This window comes from Streptosporangium sp. NPDC048047 (assembly GCF_040653115.1).
In the GTDB taxonomy this organism is placed as follows: Bacteria; Actinomycetota; Actinomycetes; order Streptosporangiales; family Streptosporangiaceae; genus Streptosporangium.
This window is the reverse complement of sequence record NZ_JBEZNH010000052.1, coordinates 1-20,884: the sequence shown is the minus strand read 5'-3', so window position 1 is coordinate 20,884 and position 20,884 is coordinate 1. Positions and strand designations below refer to the sequence as shown.

Annotated in this window: 20 protein-coding genes and 1 tRNA gene; 6 read left to right on the top strand and 15 right to left on the bottom strand. The window is 68.5% G+C overall.

The annotated features are described in order from the left end of the window. Nucleotides 1-147 precede the first annotated feature (147 nt). Nucleotides 148-1,410, top strand: coding sequence for a serine--tRNA ligase (gene serS / locus AB0D67_RS31145; protein WP_362943978.1), 1,263 nt, complete (start codon nucleotides 148-150; stop codon nucleotides 1,408-1,410). A gap of 651 nt (nucleotides 1,411-2,061) precedes the next feature. On the opposite strand, the gene AB0D67_RS31140 is transcribed toward serS, so the two are convergent. After that, nucleotides 2,062-2,265, bottom strand: coding sequence for a cold-shock protein (locus AB0D67_RS31140; RefSeq protein WP_179821289.1), 204 nt, complete (start codon nucleotides 2,263-2,265; stop codon nucleotides 2,062-2,064). A 236-nt stretch (nucleotides 2,266-2,501) separates the two neighbouring features. Here AB0D67_RS31140 and AB0D67_RS31135 point away from each other — a divergent pair, with 236 nt between their 5' ends. Beyond that, nucleotides 2,502-3,296: an HAD family hydrolase gene (locus tag AB0D67_RS31135; protein WP_362943976.1), complete on the top strand. Its 795-nt coding sequence runs from the start codon at nucleotides 2,502-2,504 to the stop codon at nucleotides 3,294-3,296. Between the two features lie 64 nt (nucleotides 3,297-3,360). Here AB0D67_RS31135 and AB0D67_RS31130 read toward each other — a convergent pair whose 3' ends face one another. Both AB0D67_RS31130 and AB0D67_RS31125 read right to left on the bottom strand, forming a co-directional pair. After that, nucleotides 3,361-3,870 carry a bacterial proteasome activator family protein gene (locus AB0D67_RS31130; RefSeq protein WP_362943974.1) on the bottom strand — a complete coding sequence of 170 codons (510 nt, stop codon included), beginning with the start codon at nucleotides 3,868-3,870 and terminating at the stop codon, nucleotides 3,361-3,363. Nucleotides 3,871-3,875: 5 nt separating this feature from the next. Then, on the bottom strand, nucleotides 3,876-4,832 hold the full coding sequence (locus AB0D67_RS31125; RefSeq protein ID WP_362943972.1) for an NAD(P)H-quinone oxidoreductase: 957 nt from the start codon (nucleotides 4,830-4,832) through the stop codon (nucleotides 3,876-3,878). Between the two features lie 217 nt (nucleotides 4,833-5,049). On the opposite strand from AB0D67_RS31125, the gene AB0D67_RS31120 reads away from it, so the two are divergent. Continuing rightward, entirely contained in the window at nucleotides 5,050-7,980 is a 2,931-nt protein-coding gene (locus tag AB0D67_RS31120) for an AAA family ATPase (RefSeq protein ID WP_362943970.1), read from the top strand. Between the two features lie 143 nt (nucleotides 7,981-8,123). Then, a tRNA-Ser gene (locus AB0D67_RS31115) sits at nucleotides 8,124-8,212 on the top strand. A 469-nt stretch (nucleotides 8,213-8,681) separates the two neighbouring features. Here AB0D67_RS31115 and AB0D67_RS31110 read toward each other — a convergent pair. Next, nucleotides 8,682-10,343 (bottom strand): ATP-binding protein, encoded by a 1,662-nt coding sequence (locus tag AB0D67_RS31110; protein ID WP_362943968.1) that lies wholly within the window; start codon nucleotides 10,341-10,343, stop codon nucleotides 8,682-8,684. A gap of 208 nt (nucleotides 10,344-10,551) precedes the next feature. On the opposite strand from AB0D67_RS31110, the gene AB0D67_RS31105 reads away from it, so the two are divergent. Then, the gene (locus AB0D67_RS31105) at nucleotides 10,552-10,701 is read left to right on the top strand and encodes a hypothetical protein (protein WP_362943966.1); all 150 of its coding nucleotides are present in this window, start codon (nucleotides 10,552-10,554) and stop codon (nucleotides 10,699-10,701) included. Nucleotides 10,702-11,264: 563 nt separating this feature from the next. Here AB0D67_RS31105 and AB0D67_RS31100 read toward each other — a convergent pair. The 10 genes from AB0D67_RS31100 to AB0D67_RS31055 form a co-directional block, all read right to left on the bottom strand. After that, entirely contained in the window at nucleotides 11,265-12,635 is a 1,371-nt protein-coding gene (locus tag AB0D67_RS31100; RefSeq protein WP_362943964.1) for a site-specific integrase, read from the bottom strand. After that, nucleotides 12,632-12,829: a helix-turn-helix domain-containing protein gene (locus AB0D67_RS31095; protein WP_355635656.1), complete on the bottom strand. Its 198-nt coding sequence runs from the start codon at nucleotides 12,827-12,829 to the stop codon at nucleotides 12,632-12,634. Before AB0D67_RS31095 ends, AB0D67_RS31100 begins: the two co-directional genes overlap by 4 nt. Continuing rightward, on the bottom strand, nucleotides 12,826-14,505 hold the full coding sequence (locus tag AB0D67_RS31090) for a replication initiator (protein WP_362943961.1): 1,680 nt from the start codon (nucleotides 14,503-14,505) through the stop codon (nucleotides 12,826-12,828). Before AB0D67_RS31090 ends, AB0D67_RS31095 begins: the two co-directional genes overlap by 4 nt. Continuing rightward, nucleotides 14,502-14,705, bottom strand: coding sequence for a hypothetical protein (locus AB0D67_RS31085; protein WP_362943959.1), 204 nt, complete (start codon nucleotides 14,703-14,705; stop codon nucleotides 14,502-14,504). The genes AB0D67_RS31090 and AB0D67_RS31085 overlap by 4 nt, the downstream gene beginning before the upstream one ends. Then, a complete protein-coding gene (locus AB0D67_RS31080) occupies nucleotides 14,702-16,114 on the bottom strand; it encodes an FtsK/SpoIIIE domain-containing protein (protein ID WP_362943957.1) in 1,413 nt (470 codons plus the stop codon). Before AB0D67_RS31080 ends, AB0D67_RS31085 begins: the two co-directional genes overlap by 4 nt. Before the next feature lie 88 nt (nucleotides 16,115-16,202). After that, complete coding sequence (locus tag AB0D67_RS31075; RefSeq protein ID WP_362943955.1) at nucleotides 16,203-16,523, bottom strand: hypothetical protein; 321 nt, start codon at nucleotides 16,521-16,523, stop codon at nucleotides 16,203-16,205. Continuing rightward, a complete protein-coding gene (locus AB0D67_RS31070) occupies nucleotides 16,520-16,960 on the bottom strand; it encodes a plasmid replication, integration and excision activator (protein ID WP_362943953.1) in 441 nt (146 codons plus the stop codon). Before AB0D67_RS31070 ends, AB0D67_RS31075 begins: the two co-directional genes overlap by 4 nt. 115 nt (nucleotides 16,961-17,075) lie before the next feature. Further along, nucleotides 17,076-17,792, bottom strand: coding sequence for a GntR family transcriptional regulator (locus AB0D67_RS31065; RefSeq protein ID WP_362943951.1), 717 nt, complete (start codon nucleotides 17,790-17,792; stop codon nucleotides 17,076-17,078). A 93-nt stretch (nucleotides 17,793-17,885) separates the two neighbouring features. Continuing rightward, nucleotides 17,886-18,188: a hypothetical protein gene (locus AB0D67_RS31060; protein WP_362943949.1), complete on the bottom strand. Its 303-nt coding sequence runs from the start codon at nucleotides 18,186-18,188 to the stop codon at nucleotides 17,886-17,888. Continuing rightward, nucleotides 18,185-18,505, bottom strand: a complete 321-nt coding sequence (locus AB0D67_RS31055) for a hypothetical protein (RefSeq protein WP_362943947.1) — start codon at nucleotides 18,503-18,505, stop codon at nucleotides 18,185-18,187. Before AB0D67_RS31055 ends, AB0D67_RS31060 begins: the two co-directional genes overlap by 4 nt. 209 nt (nucleotides 18,506-18,714) lie before the next feature. On the opposite strand from AB0D67_RS31055, the gene AB0D67_RS31050 reads away from it, so the two are divergent. Further along, nucleotides 18,715-19,932, top strand: a complete 1,218-nt coding sequence (locus tag AB0D67_RS31050) for an XRE family transcriptional regulator (protein ID WP_362943945.1) — start codon at nucleotides 18,715-18,717, stop codon at nucleotides 19,930-19,932. Here AB0D67_RS31050 and AB0D67_RS31045 read toward each other — a convergent pair. Beyond that, nucleotides 19,913-20,473 (bottom strand): NUDIX hydrolase, encoded by a 561-nt coding sequence (locus tag AB0D67_RS31045; protein ID WP_362943943.1) that lies wholly within the window; start codon nucleotides 20,471-20,473, stop codon nucleotides 19,913-19,915. The two genes, AB0D67_RS31050 and AB0D67_RS31045, sit on opposite strands and share 20 nt — an antisense overlap. Nucleotides 20,474-20,884: the final 411 nt, after the last annotated feature.

Below are 20,884 nucleotides of genomic sequence, written 5' to 3'. Positions count from 1 at the left end.
CCGGACGGGCCGGATCCCTCCCGGCGGGCCGGTCCGTCCTTCCGGCCCGGTGGATCCGTCCAGGTGGGAGGAGCCGGAACGAAGGGGCCCGGAGTGACCGGGGCAATAGGTGAGCGGGTGCGTGCCCCGCATCGGTAGCCTTGTCCTGTGATTGACCTGCGTACCCTTCGTGAGGATCCCGACCGGCTACGGGCGTCGCAGCGTGCCCGCGGCGAGGACGACTCCGTCGTCGAAAAGCTGCTCGACCTCGACGAGCGGCGGCGCGGCGCGCTGAGCCGCTTCGAGGCGCTGCGCGCCGAGCAGAAGAGCATCGGCAAGTCGGTCTCCCGCGCCTCCGGCGACGAGAAGGCCGCCCTGCTCGACCGGGCCAAGGACCTCTCGGCACAGGTCAAGTCCGCCGAGACCGAGGCCGAGAAGCTGGCCGGGGAGCTCGACGAGCTGCTCTACACCGTGCCCAACCTCGTCGAGGAGGGCGCTCCGGAGGGCGGCGAGGACGACTACGTCGTGCTGGAGGAGGTCGGTGAGAAGCCGTCCTTCGACTTCGAGCCGCGCGACCACCTGGAGCTCGGCGAGCTGCTCGGCGCGATCGACATGGAGCGCGGCGCGAAGGTCTCGGGCGCGCGGTTCTTCTTCCTGAAGGGCGCCGGCGCCCGCCTCCAGCTCGGCCTGCTCAACATGGCCATGCAGCACGCGATCGAGGCCGGGTTCGTCCCGATGATCCCGCCGGTGCTGGTCAAGCCGGAGTCGATGAAGGGCACCGGCTTCCTCGGCGCGCACGCGAGCGAGGTCTACCACCTGCCGGAGGAGGACCTGTTCCTGGTCGGCACCAGTGAGGTCCCGATGGCGGCCTACCACGCCGACGAGATCCTCGACGGCGCGGCGCTGCCGTACCGCTACGCCGGCTGGTCCTCCTGTTTCCGTCGTGAGGCGGGCTCGTACGGCAAGGACACCCGGGGCATCATCCGGGTCCACCAGTTCGACAAGATCGAGATGTTCTCCTACTGCCGTCCCGAGGACGCGCAGGACGAGCACCGGCGGCTGCTCGCCTGGGAGCGGGAGATGCTCGCCAAGGTCGAGGTGCCCTACCGGATCATCGACACCGCGGCCGGCGACCTCGGCACGAGCGCGGCGCGGAAGTTCGACTGCGAGGCGTGGGTGCCCAGCCAGGGCCGCTACCGCGAGCTGACCTCGACGTCCAACTGCACCGACTTCCAGGCCCGCCGCCTGGGCGTCCGCTTCCGCGACGCGGGCGGCAGGCCCCAGCCCGTGGCGACGCTCAACGGCACCCTGGCCACCACCCGGTGGATCGTCGCCATCCTGGAGAACCACCAGCGGGCCGACGGCTCCGTCGTGGTCCCGGAGGCCCTGCGTCCCTATGTCGGCCTCGACATCCTCGAACCCGTCAAGTAACACATAACGGTCGCCTGACCTTCTTTTCGGTCTTTCTCGCTCTTCCGGCTCCTTTCCGACTCCGTCGGCCCGAGGGCCCCGCCGACCCCGGCGGGGCCCTCGTCGTCATGCCCCCGGTCAAGGGGAGCGGACGGCGAGCGCGCGGTCTCGCCCTCCTGGAAACAGTGGAAACCTCCGGCGGAAGCCCGAAGCGGGCGCAAGGGCCTCTTCCGGCCGCCGGAATGAGGCTCGGCACTCGCCGTCGGCCGGTGATTTCCGCCACACGGACGGTGGTGCGCACGAGTGGGGATCCACGGCTCCGGGGGCGACCGTCCCGCCGTCCCGTCGGAGATCGTCTCCATGAGCCCACGAGAGGTCTGTGGGCGGCCACCGGCCCTTCCGGTCGTCCACGCCGGGCGAGACCCTCAGCGGCGCTCTCAGGGGCGAGGAGGCGGCATGGAGCGGAGGAGGGAACCGACGCCGGAGGAGGCCCGACGACGGAGGGGCGATCGGCGGCGATGGAAAGGCGGCAGGAAGGGCAGGAGAAAAGGCTTAAGGGGTGCCTGAAAGGGGCGGCCATGCATGTCCGGAACTCGCGAAGCTGTCCGGAAACGGCGAAGGCGGGGTTCGCATGAAGCGAACCCCGCCTTCCCCTCTACAGAGGTCTATGCGTCAGACGGCGCGGACCTGCGAGGCCTGCGGGCCCTTCTGGCCCTGCGTGATCTCGAACTCGACACGCTGACCGTCCTCGAGGCTCCGGTAGCCGGAGCCCTGGATCTCGGAGAAGTGGACGAAGACGTCCGGTGCGCCACCGTCCGGCGCGATGAAGCCGAAGCCCTTTTCAGCGTTGAACCACTTGACGGTTCCCTGAGCCATTAAAGCTCTCCCTCAGGATTTGAAACTTCGGGATTCACACCTCGTGAACCCCATGTGTCGTACAGCACGCCCCGGGGTGGTTCAGTCAAACTGGTTTTCACAACGGGATTCAGCTAATACAACGCCATCACATCTAACACTATCCCGCGGATGGGTGTTCCCGCCATGAGGAAGTTCATCTCAGGCGAGTCCCGCGTGGCGTGGCATCGGGCGGCACGGTGCAGACTGGACCTGTTATGGGAAGCCCCCGCCTCGTCGCCACCGACCTCGACGGTACCGCACTGCGCTCGGACGGAACCGTCTCCGACCGCACCGTCGCCGCCTTCGCACGTGTCGAGGAGGCCGGCGCCACACTCGTCTTCGTGACCGGCAGACCACCTCGCTGGATGCGCCCGGTGGCCGGAGCCGTACGCCACCGGGGACTGGCCATCTGCGCCAACGGCGCCCTGGTCTACGACCTGCACACCGAGCGTGTCGTCCAGTCGCACCTCATCACCCCCGACATCCTGGGGGAGGTCGTCGGGAGGCTCCGCGCGGAGTTCTCCGACCTGGCCTTCTCCGTCGAGTACGAAGGCGGGTACGCCCACGAGTCGGACTTCCGCCTCGACCGCGCCGACAGCCGGACCGCCGGGCTGCTCGTCGAGGCTGCGGCCCTCACCGAGCGGCCCTGCGCCAAACTCCTGGCCCTGCACCCCGAGATGGACCCCGACGTCCTCAACGACGCCGTCTGCGAGCTGGTCGGCGACCTCGTGACGCCCACCCACTCCAGCGGGCGGGCACTGATCGAGATGAGCGCCCGGGGCGTGACCAAGGCCACCGCGCTGGCCGCCCTCGCCGAGACCCAGGACGTCGGGCGGACCGACGCGATCGCCTTCGGCGACATGCCCAACGACCTGCCGATGCTGCGCTGGGCCGGCACTTCCTACGCCGTCGCCAACGCCCACGCCGAGGTGCTGGCCGCGGTCGATCACGTGACCGCGGCCAACGACGACGACGGGGTGGCCGAGGTGCTGGAGGGCCTCTACCGGTAGTCCCGGTCCCGCGGACGCCGGAGGCCCCGCGTGTGGGCCGACGGCCCCCGCGGGCGGAAGGGCTTTACAGGTAGGGGCCCGAGCTGCCCTGGTGGCCGCCGTCCTGCTGGAGGGAGACGCCGCCGGGCAGCGCCCTGCGCATGTTCTCCAGCTGGGCGCGGGCGGCCATCTGCTGGGCGAAGAGCGTGGTCTGGATCCCGTGGAACAGGCCCTCCAGCCAGCCGACGAGCTGGGCGTGCGCGACGCGCAGCTCCGCGTCGCTCGGCGGGGTGCCGTCGGTGTCGGCGAAGGGAAGCGACAGGCGCTCCAGCTCCTCGACCAGCTCGGGGGCCAGGCCGTCCTCCAGCTCCTTGATCGAGCTCTGGTGGATCTCCTTGAGCCGCTTGCGGCTCGCCTCGTCCAGGGGGGCGGCCCGGACCTCCTCGAGGAGCTGCCGGATCATGCTGCCGATGCGCATGACCTTGGCGGGCTGCTCCACCAGATCGGCGACCGAGCGACCCTCTCCGTCCTGCTCGACCTGCGCGCCCTGGGGCCCCACGACCACGATGTGCGGAGTGCTCTCCTCAGCGTTCATAGCCCTCAACCTACTAGCAGAATTTTCCCGACGTGTTCCCCGGTCTCGATGAGCCGATGGGCTTCGGCGGCCTCGCTCATCGGCACCCGGGCGTGGATCACCGGCCGGATCACGCCCGCGTCGACCAGCGGCCAGACGTTGTCCACGACGCCGCGCACGATCACCCCCTTCTCATCCACCGGCCGCGCGCGTAGCGTGGTGCCGTGCACCGAGGCCCGCTTGGCGAGGAGCGCACCCAGGTCCAGCTCACCCTTCGAGCCGCCCTGCATGCCGATCACGACCAGCCGCCCCCCGGTCCTGAGGGCCCTGATGTTCGCGGGCAGATATCTCCCGCCGATGATGTCGAGGATCACATCCGCCTGGATCCGTTCGGAGAAGTCCTCCTCGCGGTAGTTGACGCCCTCGTCGGCGCCGAGCTCCAGGCAGCGGGCGACCTTCTCGTCCGTTCCGGCGGTGACGGCCACGCGCGAGCCGAACGCCTTGGCGAGCTGTACGGCCAGCGTGCCGATGCCGCTGGCCCCGCCGTGGACGAGGAGCGTCTCGCCCTTCCTCAGCCGCGCGGTCATGAAGACGTTGGACCACACCGTGCAGGCGACCTCGGGCAGCGCCGCCGCCTCCACCAGATCCACGCCGCCGGGCACCCGCATGACCTGCTGCCAGGGCACGGCGACCTTCTCGGCGTAGCCGCCGCCGGTCAGCAGTGCGCAGACCCGGTCGCCCGGCCGGAAGCCCTCGACGGCCGGACCCACCTCGGCGACCACCCCGGAACACTCCAGCCCCGGGTACGGCGAGGCGCCCGGCGGCGGGTCGTACCGTCCCTGTCTCTGCATCACGTCGGCACGGTTGACGGCCGAGGCCGCCACGTCGATGAGGACCTCACCTGGGCCGGGACGCGGATCGGGCACCTGCCGCCACGACAGCGCCTCGGGTCCGCCGGGTTTATCGATCACGATGGCGTGCATGTGAGCCAAGCTATCCGGTGGGCGAACTTGGCCGTTGCCCGCGATGATGTGAACACAGGGCGTTAACCTGCTATGTGTTTGCTGCCCTTTTACGCCCATCCCGAGGGGGAACACGGTGGCAAGGCACGATCGTGAGGAATCTCTCGAGGAACAGCTCGCCTGGCTCGACGCTATCAAGGAACAGGAGGAGGTACCCCCGGTACCGGCAAAGAACGCGGTGGACGACCCCACCGCGGCCTCGCCGTACCCGAGGGACCCCTGGGGCCTGGTCGCCGCCGAGCCCGAGCCCGAGACCACCTCGGCGCAACTCCTCCGTGCCGCCGTCGACTCGGCCTACGCGCCCTCGGACACCTCCCCGGGCACGGGCGGTCACCCGGCCGAGGACGCCGACGCGGCGGACTGGATGAGCGCGGGCACGGCGGCGGGCGCGTTCACGGTGCCGCCGTTCGGAGGGTCCTCCTCGCCGTCCTCTCCCTCGTCCTCCCCGTCGTCCTTCCCCCGGAACGACGACGGCTTCCTCGCCCCGCTGAGGCCGCTGCCCCGTCAGGAGCACGACGACGCCGAGGGCTCCGCGACGGGCGACTTCACCCGGCCCGACCTCCGTTTCCCCGCCGACGACGACCGTGCGTCGTTCACCGACCCGGGTCTCGGCCGGGGATCGTTCACCGACCCGGGTTCCGCGCGGCCGTCGTCCGCCGGCCCGGACCCCGAGCGGCCGTCGTTCACGGACCCGGGTCTTGAGCGGCCATCGTTCACCGACCCCGTCCTGGAACGGCCGTCCTTCACCGATCCCGCCCTCGAACGGCCGTCGTTCACGGGCCCCGCTCTCGAACGGCCGTCCGACGACCCCGCCGGCTCCGGATCTTCTGGAGCCGCCCGGACCACCGGGTCCTCTGAGGCCGCCGAGCCGGCCCTCGAACCTTTCAAACCCGCCGAGACCGGTCGTTCCACGGCCTCCACCGAGCCTCCGCTCGAACCCTTCAGACCCTCGGGATCCGCGTCCGGGTCCTCCGGGCCTTCTGGATCCTCTGGGCCCGTGTCCGAGCCGTTCGAGCTCGCCGGGACCCCTGCCGACCCCGCCGAGTCCTCGCTCGAACCCTTCAGGCCCCCGGCTCCGAAGCTCGAAGGGTTCTCCTTCGGGAGCTTCGAGTCCCGCGGCGCCGACCGGGACCGCGACCGGCCCGGTCCCGGGGCCGCCGAGCCGGACGCCGCCGCGGAGCCGGCCGTCACCGACCCCGTACGGCGAGCACCCGAGACGTCCGGCTCCGGGGCGCCGAGCCCGGAGACCCCCGGCTCCGGGGCGCCGAGGCCGGAGATCCCCGGGTCCGAGAGGCCGAGCCCGGAGACCTCCGGGTCCGGGAAGCCGGAGCCGGAGGCGTCCGCCGCCGGGACGCCGGGTTCGGAGGCGTCCGGTTCGGAGCGGCCCGGTTCGGAGCGGCCCGGTTCGGAGCGGCCCGGTTCGGAGCCGCCCAACCCCGGTGCCCCCGGCCCGTTCGGGGCCCCCGTCGCCTTCGGCGCCGACCGGCCACAGCCCGGCGCGCCGGAACGGCCGACCCCCGGCTCGTTCGGCCCGGCCGCCTTCGGCCTCTCCGACCCCTCCGGCCCCTCGCCCTTCGCCGGGGGCTGGGACGCGCCTTCGGCTCCCCGGGACGACACGGCCCCCGCGCCGTCCCCGGATGATCGAGACGGTCGAGACGGCCGGGACACCGCCTTCGGCCTTTCCGGCCCCTCCGGCCGCACCGGGGACGGCCCGTCTCCCGAGCAGGGCGTCGGCCGTGGCGGACCTTCCGAGCGCGAGACCGGTCCCGGTCGTGACACGGCCTTCGGCCGGGACCGCGACGTCGCCCCCCGCGGGGAGGCTCCCTTCTCGCCGGAGCACCATGAGCGGCCGTTCGCCCCGGCCGCCTCGGCGACCTCGGCCACTCCGGCGGACGCCCCGGATCGAGAGAGGCCCCCCGCTCCCGGACAGGACCGCGACAGGCCCTCCGCTCCCGGGCGGGACCGGCCCGCCGGCCGCGGTGACAGGCTCGCCGCCTCCCGCAAGGACAGAGGTTCCGCCTCCTCCGACCGGGGCAACTCCTTCTTCCCCGACGAGGACGACTACGAGGACGAGGAGCTGCGGGAGCCGTACCAGCCGCGCCGCCGCCACTCGGCCCCGCCGCCCGCGTTCAGCGCCCCCTCCCGGCAGTCCCCGGGCACGTCCAGGCCGTCGGCCGACAGCCTGGACCCCGACTCGCTGCTCCGGGGCCGCCGAAACGGGCCGTCCAGCGGCTGGCGCAAGCTGGTCTACCGGGCCACCGCGGGCCTGATCAAGCCCGGGGAGTCGCCCGAGGTCCGTCGCCGCGGCGAGCTGATGACCCGGGCCCGTACCCCGGTCGCCACCGGCCACCACCGCGTCGCCGTACTCAGCCTGAAGGGCGGCGTCGGAAAGACCACCACCACGGTCGGTCTCGGCGCGACCCTCGCCCAGATCCGCGGCGACCGGGTCATCGCGGTCGACGCCAACCCCGACCGCGGGACCCTCTCGGACAAACTGGAGCTGGAGACCTCCGCGACCGTCCGCGACCTGCTCAACGAGCGCAAGCAGATCAAGCGCTACGTCGACATAAGGGCCTTCACCTCGCAGGCGCCGTCGCGGCTTGAGGTCCTCGCCTCCGACCGCGACCCGTCGGTGTCGGAGGCGTTCAGCGCGTCCGACTACCAGGCGGTGGCGCAGGTCCTGGAGAACTTCTACTCGATCTGCATCACCGACTGCGGCACCGGTCTGCTCCACTCGGCCATGTCGGGAGTCCTGGGCCTGGCCGACCAGCTCGTCCTGGTCAGCTCCCCGTCCGTGGACGGCGCCCGCGCCGCCTCGGCGACCCTCGACTGGCTGGAGGCCCACCACTACGAGGACCTGGTCCGTTCGGCCACCGTGGTGCTGTGCAGCGTCCGTCCGAGGTCGAAGTCGACCGTCGACCTCGACCGGCTGGAGGCCCACTTCGCGGCCCGCTGCCGCGCCGTGATCCGCGTCCCCTACGACCCACACCTGGAGGAAGGCGCCGAGATCGACCTGGAGCGGTTGCAGCCGGCCACCCGCGACGCCTACCTGCGGCTGGCCGCCTCCGTCGGCGACGGCTTCGCCGCACAGCAGGTGCCGCAACCCTGATCCGGACGGCGGCTCCGGCTTTCGGACAGCCGCCCCCGGGTTTCCGGCCCGCGGTCGGAGCGGAGCGCCACCGAGTCGGGGACGCGCCGGTTGCGGTGAGAGGCTAAGGTGCAATCTGACACGTTCTTCGGGCGTGTCGGCCGGGAGAGCTCGCCTAGTGGACGATGGCGGCGGTCTTGAAAACCGCTAGGGCCGGCGACGGTCCTCGTGGGTTCGAATCCCACGCTCTCCGCCCACCACGCGAAACGGCGTCTGACCAGGGGTTTCCCTTCGGTCGGGCGCCGTTGGCCGTTTCGGGGGTGTGCAGCCGGATGCCGCTCTGAGCACCTCTCGGCCGGTGGTCGCGGAATATACGCGGAATGATCTTGACGGTGTTTCCCCAGGTCGGCCCGGAAAAGCAGAAGGGCCCCGGCCTCCCGGAGCCCCTCCACCACGTGTCCCTCACAGCGCCAGCACGCCGTCAATGCGATGGTTCGCCCCTTCGGCCACGTCGGGATCACCACCTCGGCGTTGAGCCACAGTCTCACGGCCGCGTGCCGCACTTCGCACGCACGCTCCGGGCTACAGCCAGACTTCCTCTCGCTGCCAGTCGGTCACATGTATTGGCCACCGTTGTCGATCATTCCCTATTGCAGAGCATTGGCGATTGCGTTGACTCGGAAACCGATCAACGTTTCTAGGTTAGCGATCTAGGCTGACCCTTAATATGGAACTGTCACCGCCAATATCCTGCCGTCCCCCAGGTGGAGCCAACCTCGGCCAGGCATAACAGGACTGCTGGTGATGGAGCTTCCGATCTTGAGGCCGATCAGATCGCCGGCGTTCTGTGTTTGGGGGGACAGAAGGAGACCGCGGTGGGCTTTCTGCACTTCGTGCAGCCAATAAGAGCTTGACTGGAGATCATCTTCCTCGCGGCCAAGGACCAACGCTACCCCCTTGTCGAAGCCGCGCCGCAACACATCTGACAGCAAGCGTCGGGCATCGCATTTTCCCAGGATCTCCGCGTCGTCCATAACAACGACGATTGGCTCCTCGCTTGACGCGGTCGACAGCGTCTCCTTGAACTCGTCGTGCCCAATGTCATCCCCGACAAAGCAGGCCACCACGCCGTCCCGATCGGCTAGTTCCCTCAGGGGAGACGGCCTAGGCGCGGCCAGCACAACGCGGGTGCCAACTTTGAGCAGCGAGCGCGAGATGTTCACGAGCGCCGTTGAGCGGCCAGACCCGGTTGGCCCAGCCACGACGAACGCCGGAGCTATGCCTAATGCCAGATCAGGGCCATAAACAGTCAGGCCGTCGTCCCCAACACCGGCTAGCGCCCACAGCTTCGACGCCGCCTGATCACGCATCGCCCATGCCTCGTCGAAGCTGATGCGAGATGGAATAATGTCAGACCGCTTTTGCCTTTCCAACGCATCGTGAGCCGCGTCCCAGAGGCCGAGCAGCAGAATGTGATCCTCCGGCATCAGGTGCGCTGCGTGAGAGAACGCAACGAGCGCCTCGCGCTTGGGCAACTCATCGTGAATGTACCAGTGAATCCATGCATCAGCGGAAACCCCCGTTCGCTCCTCCATGCTAGTGAAGGACCACTTCCATTTTAGTCTGTGCGCGTCAATAGCGTTACGCAGCCGAATCAGCTCTAATCGCGCGGGGGAGGGTTTAACTTCGAATTCTCGGCTCTTCACGCCGTAGAATGTTGCATTCGCTGGCCTTTGCTCTTCTATCGCGTTAGCCATATTCGCGAATCCCTTACTGCGGCGGACCACGCCAAGGAAAACCCTCAGTGCGTCCTTGTCATGCCATAGAGCTTGTGCTGCATTGATGATGAGCCCTTTCAGAGACTCTTCCGCATGATTGAACTGCTCAGCAGCGATGTGGTCAGGGCTGTTGGGAGTATCGGTGCTGTCCGTCGGCGCTTGTGATGCATCCCCGATATCCTGCATAAACAGGTCATCGAAAGTTTCATCTGAGCCACGCTCTTCATCATTGCTGCTAGAGTCCGTGGAATCTATTGAAGGTCGTACCGGTGCTTGTGTAATTGTTTCCGTGGCAGCTTGTGTCCATAACTCCTTGAATCGAGCTGCTTCGCCGTCTATATCGTTGCGTCGGGCCGCTTCGGCTAAGGCGGTGACGATAATTTCGAGGCGTTCCCACGCCGGGAGTTCTGGCTTCTGGAAGATGTCTAGCACTGCCTGGTGGTTCACAATCCAGTAGCCCTCTTCGTCCTTCCCGATTCGGTTTCGAATCGTTCGTGCTGAGAGAAGCCCTGCGTCTAGTCGCAAATCGTGTAACTCATCATTAAGCTTCTTCAAGAAAGGTTGGTTGGCGAGGTTTGGCTTTTTCCATGATTGCGCTGCTGCCATTATTTCCTCTCATGATTTTTGCGCGTCAGAGTCTGTAAATTTTATATTCTAATGCCTGTAAGCGTCATCGATTAAATCAGTCACATGTCGTCATGTTATGGCTATTTGTGGTCGATGTCGTCAGTGACTGTCCTGGGCTGTCAAGACTGCTCATCCGGCGTCCATGCTTGTTGCACACCAGTTGGCACCACATGGAAGGTAAGTCCTCATGGAACAGATCAGCGTTCGTCTCGTAGCCCTCCTGCTGATCGGAATCCTCGTCATCGTCCTGACCCTGTACGCACCCGAGGCCGGGTCCGCCGTGCTAGGAGCCGTCGAGGTGATGGCGGTACTCGCTCAGCTCACGACCCGTGAATGACTGGAGTTGCTTCACTTAATCCGGAAAGCCTCGGGTCGCCGCAGAGCCGCACCCATCGCCACAGGCCCGGCTGCCTCGAACAACTCTGAATTCCGACTACAGATTAACATCTAAGTCGGTCAGGCCATGGTGGCCTTTGTCATGACTGCTATGGTCTGTCGGCAATCCGATCTACAGCGGGACGAGCGTGCAGTATTGGTCAATAGTTAGCGTTACCCCGCCATCCCCCACTTCTATCACAGGCGTCCTGTGGTGGGAGCTCTAGAAAGCTCACAGCTGCCACAGTTGTAGCTTGAGTCGCAAGGCCGCTAGGGTCGGCGACGGTCCTCGTGGGTTCGAATCTCACGCTCTCCGCTCACCACGCGAAACGGCGTCTGACCAGGGGATTCCCTTCGGTCGGGCGCCGTTGGCTGTTTCGGGGGTGTGCAGCCGGATGCCGCCGTAAGCGGCTCTCGGCCGGTGGTCGCGGAATATACGCGGAATGATCTTGACGGTGTTTCCCCAGGTCGGCCCGGAAAAACAGAAGGACCCCGGTCCCCCGGAGCCCCTCCATCACGCATCCCTCACAGCGCCAGCACGCCGTCAATGCGATGGTTCGCCCGCTCGGTGCCGCCGTCGATACATTTCGCGTAGACCTTGAGCAGCACGTCCACCCCGTGTCCCGCCCGTTCGGCCACGTCGGGGGCCGCCACCCCGGCGTTGAGCCACAGACTCACGGCCGCGTGCCGCAGGTCGTACGGCCGGGCCGCCAGCGGGGACGCCTGCTGCTCCGGAGTCAGGGCGAAGGCCCGCGCCGCCTTCCACGCCTCGCAGTAGGTCCCGATGGAGATCACCCCACCGCGCGAGGTCCGGAACAGCCGGCCGTCCTCGTGGACGCCGAACTCGTCGAGGTGCTCTCGCAGGATGGCCACCAGCTCCGGCGGGATGGGCACCGAACGGCCCTCATCCTTGGCCCGGTGCTTGAGCCCGCGGTCGTCGTGAACCTTGCCGCTGTCGGTCCACTTCTTGTTGGCCTGCGGCTTGGACTTGGCGGGGATCAGTCGGCCCCAACCGCTCTCGGGCAGGTGGCAGTCCTGCATGCGGAGCCCGAGCGCCTCGGCCGGACGCAGGCCCGCGAAGTAGAGGCAGGCGAAGAACCCGCGCAGGTGCCGCCCCCGGTCGAGCCGACCGACGTAGGTCACCGCCGTGAGCAGCTCCCGCGCCTGAGCCGGGTTGACCACCACGCGCCGGTCCACCACCTCCCGGACCTTCGGGGGCTTCCACGCCTTCACCTTGTCGATCGGGTTGGCGGGCAGCCCCTCCAGGTCCACGGCGTACTGAAGGGCGTTGTAGAAGACCGACCGCTTGCGGGCGATCGTGGTAGCGGCGGCGGCCCCACCGTCGAGCCGGAGCGTCAGCGCGTCCAGGCCCAGCCGTACGTTCCGGACCTTGGTCAGGTCTGAGACGCGGAGCGAGTGCCGTTCGAGCCAGGCCAGCGCCGTACGGATCTCCTGCGGCCGGGGAAGCTTCCGGGCGGCGGGAGGAAGGGCGAACTGCCGAAGAGCCTCCCGCAGGAGACGCACGTCAGGCCGGCCCGGGGCGTCCTCGTCAACGAGCGCTGGAGTTACGGTCGCCAGGGCATCGGTGAGGCTGTCGCGCGTCTTGGCCGCCGCATGGGACCACTTCATGTCCACGTACGCCATGGTGAAGCTGAACCACGTCACCGCGTTCTTGACCGCCAGCAGGGAGAGCGGGAGGCCCGTCTCCACATCGAAGGCTTCACCCCGCTTGGCCGCTTGCCGCAGGTCCGACAGGAAACTCTCGGCGAGCGCCTTCGTCCGCAGGGTCTTGGACCTCTCCTGTCCGCCGACCTTCCAGCGGACCACGTAGGAGGGGGTCTTGCTGGAGGCGTTCCGGCGGATCTCCCAGAACTTCACGTCGTAGGAGGTGCTCATGCCGCCTCCCGTAGGGATTCGAGCCAGGCGGTGAACTCGCTGCGCCAGACGCGGATCTCGCCGTTCGGGAGCTTGATCCCCTGTGGTGCGTGGCCGATCTCGCGCCAGCGGTAGAAGGTGCGCCGGGAGACGCCGCCCAGTTCGGCGAGGATCTCCGGGACGGTCATCAGCTCGTCACGTTGCTTGCTGCTCATGCCGCCTCCCGCATCTCGACCGCCGGAGTCTGTTGTCCGTCTGCTCTGGCGTCCAGGGCCAGCAGGGTCGCTCGCCAGCGTTGGCGTTCGGCGACCATGCGCAGCAGCCGCAGGGCGAGCGAGGGGGTGTCGGCGTCGCCGGCCGGGACGGGTTTCCAGACGTAGCGGTGCGGGTCGGTGGCGGTGGGGTCGTCGGCCAGGCCGAGGGCTTCCAGGGCCCAGGTACGGCGGTCGCGCTTGTGTTCGGCGAGGGTCTTGTTGGACCACTTGCGGGAGACCAGGACGCGACGTCCGGCGTAGCCGAGGTGTTCGGGCTTGTGCGCCTTGCCGCGGCAGCGGCCCGGGGTCATGCCGGGCTTGGCGCTCTTGGGCTGCACGCCGTAGCGGAGCCAGTTCGGGCAGGCCGGGGAGCAGGGTTCGTAGCGCAGGGCCTCGACCAGGCGGGCGGCGTGGTCCCGGCGGGCCGGGTCGTCGGCGTCGAGACTCTCACCGAGGCTCTTGGTGAGGTACTTGGACAGGTAGCGGATGCACTGATCGGCGTCCGGGGTCCCGGCGAGCACGCCTTGAACGTCGACCTGGTCACCGAAGCGGATCACGTGCAGGGGTTCGGCCTCGTCGTCGGTGTCGAGCTGGTCGAGGGCCTCGTGCCAGGTAGGCAGGACTTCCCCGGTGCCGGGGTCGAGGTAGTCGCCGGTCTGACCGTCCGGGTAGCTCTGGCCCTCGGGGAGGTCTGCGCGCGGAGCCCAGACCGGCAGGTGTGTTCCGTCGAAGCGGACTTCGCCGACCGAAGGCCACCACACCTGGTGATACGTCGCGGCGGCGATGGCCTTGACCTCCGCCCGAGGGAGGGTGCCGCGGATGGCCATGTGCAGATGTGGGGCCAGGCGCTTCTGAGGTTCGACGGTGGCGAAGTACTGCACGTCGTAGCCGGCCACCCGGCGGAGGTTCTGCACGAAGCGGTCGACGAGCTTGGAGAAGTGCAGCGCGTCCCGGGCCGCCCGCGCGTAGTCGTAGGTGGCCGGATCGACGGGCACACCTCGTCCGGCCTGGATGCGGCCGTAGGGGGGCAGGGTCAGGGTGATGAACAGCGACGGCCGGAACACCTTGCCTTCGGCGCCGGTGAAGGTCCGCCCGAGCGTGGTGGGCCGCATGGCCCGCCGGGGCAGGTCCGGGGCGTCCTGGCGGCGCCGGGTCGAGCGGGAGCGGCGGGGAGCCGCCCGGCCGGACAGACTGCCGCGCATCCCCGCCGCACGGATCTCCTCCTCGATGGCCTGAATCGCCGCGTCCCAGTTGGCGACCTCCTCCACCTCCCCGGCGCGCTCGGCGGCATCGCGCTTGGCCTGGACGTCGGCCCGGAACTCGATCAGCCACCGCTGATCCTCGGTCGCCGGATCCGGAGCGGTGACGGGTTCGGCTTCCAGGTGCCAGCCCTCGCGGCATTGGGCCTTGCGGAGCTGCTTGTTGCGCCGGGCGCACGGCGGGCAGACGGTCTCCCGGGTGGACCCGCACGGCACGTTGACGTCCTCGGTGGTGCCGGTTTGAGTGTCCAGGCGGCGCAGGAGGATGGGCCGGATGCACACGCCGTTGGCCTTGGCGACCTCCACGGCCACGTCCAGGGCGACGGGCATCTTCTGCCTCTCGGCCCGGGTCAGGCTGCGATCGGCTGTGGCGTTCATTCGGTCACCTCCTCGCGGTGCACTTCGGTCAGGTCGGCGGCCAGCCGGAACAGCGAGCCGTAAGGGTCGGTGGTCACCGAGACGTTGAACAGCTCGAAGGCCACCACCGGCTGAGAGCGGCGCGGGCTGACCATCGCCAGGACGGACCGCTCACATATGCGATTGATCTCTTCGTCGGTGCCGTAGAAGCAGACCCTCACGCGGTCACCGCCTCGGCCATGGCGCGGATGTCGGCATCGGAGACGTAGGCCGCGCGGACCCGGATCGGATCGGGTGAGGCTTCCAGCCGCACGTAGGCCACGCCCGCGCCCTGCTCGGGGATGGGGGAGATGTAGTCGGCCAGCGCTCCCCGGTCGCGGGCGCCGTCGCCGAGGACCATGTCCACCTGCTCGGACTCGTCCAGCCGCAGCGCGATCTTGTCGGGGAACAGGTTGCGGATGTTCATGACCTCCTTACGCGGGTCCTGCAACGCGGCCAGGACGCCGACACCGACCGCCCGCCCCTGCGTCGTCAGAGTCGCCAGAGCGGCGGAGATACGCAGCTTCAGGCCCTTGTCGGACTGGTAAGCGGTCAGGAACGCCACCTCGTCGACGACCACCAGGACGAACGGGTCATCGACGGTGGGGATGTGGTTGCGCTGACGGCCGGCGAAGCGGTCGGCGCGTTCCTGCATCACCGCCACCGCCGCCTCCAGCAGGTCGGCGCAGTCGGCCGGAGTCGAGGCATAGCGCTTCCCGAACAGGGATCGGCCGAAGGACAGCTCCATCCGCTTGGGATCCAGTGCCCAGATCTCCACGAGACCCGCCCGAACAGCGGGAAGGAGACCGCGGATGGCCGACCAGATCACCGAGCCCTTGCCGGCCCCGGTGGCCCCGGCGACCAGGACATGAGTGCCGTGGACGGTCAGCAGCCAGGGCGAGCCGTCCTCGCGGGTACCGACCCGTACCGGCCCCACCGATGCCGTCTCCGGGATCGGGACGGCGGGCATGGGCGTGGCGAGCGGGTCACGGCGAGGGAAGATGAGGTGCAGGCGGCCCGCGCGGGCGATGGAGACGCGGCAGGAGCGGGCGCCGAAGCCGTGGGCGAGCTGGTCGAGGCGGTCGGCCCAGTCCTTGACCGCATGGCCGTGCAGCATCTTCACCGTGACCACGTCGGCCCAGGAAGTACAGCGGACGCTGAGGAGGCGGGGCAGGTAGTCCCGGCCGCGCAGGTGCCGCCCTAATCCGGAAATGATCATTACCGGTTGCCAGTGCCGCCGGTAGATCCAGACCAGGCGCCAGAAGGCCAGCAGTCGCCAGCCGACCAGGCGCAGGAACGAGGGCCGGTGCAGGGTGAACCACAGCCCCGGCACGGTAACGGCCGCGGCGATCGAGATCAGCCCCGCCCGCCAGCCGTACCAACAGGCCAGCGCGCAGGAGGCGGCGACGACGGCCGAGGCGACCGGATGCCGCCAGAGCAGGCGGACCAGGCCGGCCAGCAGTCGCCAGGCGAAGATGACGAGCGTGACGATCGCCGGGGTGCGCAGCACGGCGGGGCGGAAGACGACGGCGGTGTCGGGGGTGGTGGAGACGAGGTGTTGCGCCTCATCCCCGGGCAGTTTCCTGAACATTAGGCTGGGGTCCTCTTCTTGATGTGGTGTCAGGGGGAGATGTGAGGGGCCGCCGGAAGTTGCCGCTTCTGGCGGCCCCGCGTGCGTTTCAGCCCGGCAGGTCATCCAGGCCGGGCAGGGTGGGGCCGGGGTCTTGTTCGTTGTGGATGCGGACGCAGTCACCGAGGTAGCGCACCGCGGCGGCGGCGATCTCCTTGGCCAAGGCGACATCGGAGGCGGTGACAGGTCCACCGCCGGTGGTGGTGATGGTGACCTGAGCCTCAGAGGTGGCCAGCTTCAGAAACGGCCGTCCGCTGGTGGTCACCGCCGCCACCACGCCGACGTCCGGGGTGCTGAAAGACAGGTCCAGGCGGGTCAGCCCGTTGCGCAGGACGCCGGTGAGGTAGATGTGCGGGGCAGGGGTGTTCACGCTGCGATCTCCTTGCTGGTCGTGGTGGTGTTCTTGCCGGGGGCCGCCGGAGCGGTGGTGGCGCGGGGTGCGCGCATGGTGCGGGCGCGGATGGACCAGGCCAGCCGTCCGGTGTTCTGGGCGACGTAGGGGGTGACGGTCATGCCGTCGAACTCGACCGGGACGAACGGCAGGCCCGGCAGCGACGCCGGGGGGACCGGCTGCACCTCGGCGAGGATCTTCACGGAGACCGTCTTCTGGCCGGCCTTGACGGTGGGGTCGGCGTCCATGACGGCGACCTGCCACACAGGCTCGCCGGTGGTCTTGTCCTTGGCGTAGACGGTCCGCCCGTTCGTCGAGGCGGTGAAGTCCTTGACCTGCTCGACCTCGCCGACGATGTAGCAGCCGTGCGGGAAGACCTGCTCGAAGCTGACGGGGATGGGGCCCTGGATGGCCATGATCATTCCTTTCGAGAATGCCGTTTAGGCGGTCGTCCACTTGTGCGGACGAGTTGAGATTAGGTGATCCCACTCGTCCGCACAAGTGACTATGCGAAGCGAGTGGGAGAGTGGATCAGGTCACCGGGTAGACGTCCTGCAGTTCATGGAGATCACCCGGCAAGGCCGCCTCCATGACCAGGACCACCGTCCCCGTCGCGTCGTGCACGGTGGCCAGCACCCCGAGCACCGGCTTGGCCGAACCGAGCACCTCGGCCTCGTCCTTACGCGGGTTGCGGGCCGTCAGCCGTTCGGTGATGTGGTCGAAGCGCAGATGCTTGACCGCTTGCAAGTGCTGGCGGATGCCGTGCCGGAGCGGTTCGGGCTTGTCCAGGTCGGTGCCGAGTGCGACTTCCAGCGGCACCCACACCGTCTCGGTCGCGGACGGCCGGCCCCCATGCCGGGATACCCGTCGCCGGGCGATCACCGGAGTGCGCTCTTCCACGCCCAGGAGACGGGCGATGTGCCGGGGCGCCGCAACGCGCTGCACGTCGGTGACGCTGCCGGCGCTTTCGGCCTGCTCGGTCGCCATCAGGGCGGGCCGCAGGCGGTCGGGGGAGCTTTCCGGGCGGCCTTTGACGAACGAGCCGCGGCCGTGTTCCCGCTCGATCCACCCCTGCATGGCGAGGGTCTGCAAGGCCCGCACGACGGTGGTACGGCCCACGCCGAACTCGCGGACGAGCTGCGTCTCGGACGGCAGCATGTCACCGGGCGCGTACTCGCCATCTCGGATGCGCTGCTGAATCGCTGTCATCACCTGGGCATACTTCGGCGGGGCGAAGTCCATGCTCATGTCAACCGCCCGATCACTCTTCCACTTGTCTGCTCAAGCAGGCTACCGGCCGGAGCCGCGCCTGTCAGGACCCACGCTCACTCGCCGACCGGATTATCGCGCCATTCCGGACAGCACATCAATCCATATCGACCGGGCCTCAATGCGCCGCCATGCATCGCTGTGCAAGACGACCGTTTTCCCTTTTGCGGCGACCGTCCGCCGGATGAACGCCAGCCCGCCCGCTTCGCAGAATTCGTAGAACGTCACCCGATGCTCGTGACAGGTCCATTCGACGACACGAATCCGCTCGAACCGGCGCGGCACATTCCACGACAGCAGCCGATGCCCTTCCTGCGCCGGTGGCAGATGCAGCGCCGGACAGGAAAGCCCTGAGGTCTCGTATCTGCCGCTCATGACGCAGTGCGCTCGAACCTCACCGAGCCGGCCGCGTCGAGCGTCGCGCGGAAGATGACCCGCCGCGACCAGTCGTCCGGCATGGTGCAGAAGTCGTAGACCCGGTGCGTGATGCGCCCCCAGGCCGGGGCGCCGGGCGGCAACCGTCGGAGCGTCGCACGCAGCGTGTCCATCGCCGTGGCCTGCCCCGAGCTGATCCCGCACGGCCCGAGCTCATCGGTCCCCTCGGAGGCGAGGAACACCTCCCACTCGAACATCTCGACCACGTGGCTGGGGCCGTCGCAGTACAGGCAGTCCTCCCGCGCGGACGGCTCCATGTGTAAGGCGCTGGCCGCCACGCACCCACGGCGGGTAACGATCTTCCAGCCGCGCCCATCGCATTCGGTGCACTTAACCGGAGTTGTCATGCCGGAAAGAATGGTCGAGCAGGTTTCCCAGCCCTATCCCACGCAGGTATACCGCCGAGAATATAGAGTCACGGACTACAGCGATGCACCACCTCGGGGACTGATGACCGGAGGACGGAATGCACAGCAACGCTTTCGACCCCATCGAGATTCCGGCATGGGTCTGGGAGCACGATGAAAACCGGGAAATCCTCAAAAAGCGTGACGTAGCAGGGCTGTTCAACCTCGCCGTCAAGTACAGCGGCGCCAGCCAGACCCGCATCAGCGCCGCGACCGGCATCGCCCAGGGCCACGTAAGCATGATCATCAATAGGCGGCGTCTGGTAACCGACCTGGAGGTCTACGAGCGCATCGCCACCGGCTTCGCCCTGCCCGACCACGCCCGTATGCTCTTCGGCCTGGCCCCCGTCGACACCGCCTCCCCGACCGGAGACCACAGCGACGGCCACCAAGAGCAGATCGAGGAATTGACCGCCCGGCTCGAAGCCGCCGCTGTCATCGACCCCGTCATGGTCATGATCCTCACGACCGAGACCAACAACCTGCGGCTCATGGACCGCCGCGTCGGCGGAATCGCGATCGCCGACAAGATGCGGGCGCACATCACCCACGTCGAGCGCGTCCACCGCCACGCCGTACGGCACGGCATCCGCGCCCAGCTCGCCCACGTTCTTGCCGAAACCGCCTCACTGGCCGGCTGGCAGGCCATCAACACCGGCGCCCTGCTGGACGCGTGGGACCACTACGAGCACGCCAAAGCCGCGGCCCGCGAAGCCGACAACCCCGCGATCCTCGCCTACGTCTCCGGCGAGCAGGCATACGTCCTGATGGACATGGGACGGCCTGCCGAAGCCACCGAACTCCTCCAGAACATCCACGCCACCCACCGCGACCGCATCCCCGCCCGGCTCCGCACCTGGCTGGCCGCCGCTGAAGCCGAAGCCGCCGCGATCCTCGGCGACGAGAAAACTTGCCGAACGGCTCTGGAGGCGGCCGCCACCCTCTTACCCGAGGGCAGCGGCGACGCGAGCATGCCCTACCTCTCCCTGGACATCCACCATCTGGCCCGCTGGCGCGGCAACTGCCTCGTCCGCTTCGGCGACCCCGACACCATCGAAGACCTCCGCTCCGCCCTCGCCGGGATGGACGGCACCTACAACCGCGCCGAAGCCGGCCTCCGCTGCGACCTGGGCCACGCACTCCTCGCCCAAGGCGAACCCGACGCAGCCCTACCGCATATCCAGCGCGCCGAGCAGCTCGCGACCCTGACCGGCTCACGCCGCCAGCACCTCCGCATCCGGGACCTGTCCCGAGCGGTCAAGCATGCCCTCCACTGAGCCGGTCCCGCGCCGCGTACAGACCGATCAGCGTCCCCGACGTCCAGATGTCACCGCGGGCAATCATGTCCGGGATCTCGGCCAGCGGCACCCACTCGATGAGATCGGCCTCGACCTCCCCGGTCGGCTTGCCGACCAGCTCAGCACCCCGCACGAGGAACAGGTTGTGCTCGGAGTCGACCATGCCGGCCATCGGCTGATAGGTGATCAGGTGCTCGATCTCCTTCGGCCGGTATCCGGTCTCCTCCTCCACCTCACGAAGCGCCGTCGTCATGGCGTCCTCGCCGGCGTCGATCAGCCCACCGGGCAACTCCCAGCCCCACCGGTCAGCGAGGAACCGGTGCCGCCACATCAAGAGCACCCGGTTCTCATCATCGACCACCACCGCGATGGCAGCCCGATCCAGATGCACTACGTGATGCTCGAACCGCTCCCCATCCGGGATCGCAACGTCAACCAGGCCCAGCCGGATCCACCGGTTGTCGTAGATCAGCCGCTCACCGTGGACGATCCAGCGCGTCTGCTCCTCATAGGTAGCCACACAGCGAAGCTACCGCTCCGCATCCCCGACGTACACGGGCACCGGCGCAGAGCCAGACGGTACTTCAGCGCGTTGCCGAATTGTTCCTGTGGGGTATCAAGGCGGCGGCGCTCGCCGCCGCGGCACGGCCCGCCGCCCGCACGCCCGGCCGGGCGTGCGGCGTGGGCGCCGGTCCCGGCCAGCGGCGGGAACGCGGGCCGCCCGCCGTACACAGCACGCGCCGTACATAAGCGCACCGACTGGGACAAAGCGCACCGCCGCGTAACCCGCGATGGGCTAATTTGAAGCTCGATCGTCAGGGACTTGATCTCTAGTCCGCGAGTCCGATCCGCTATATTTCGTCCGGCTACGTGCCTGGTACTACATTCGTAGATTTTGAGGGAGCGGATCTCCTCGTCGGCGGTAGTGGCT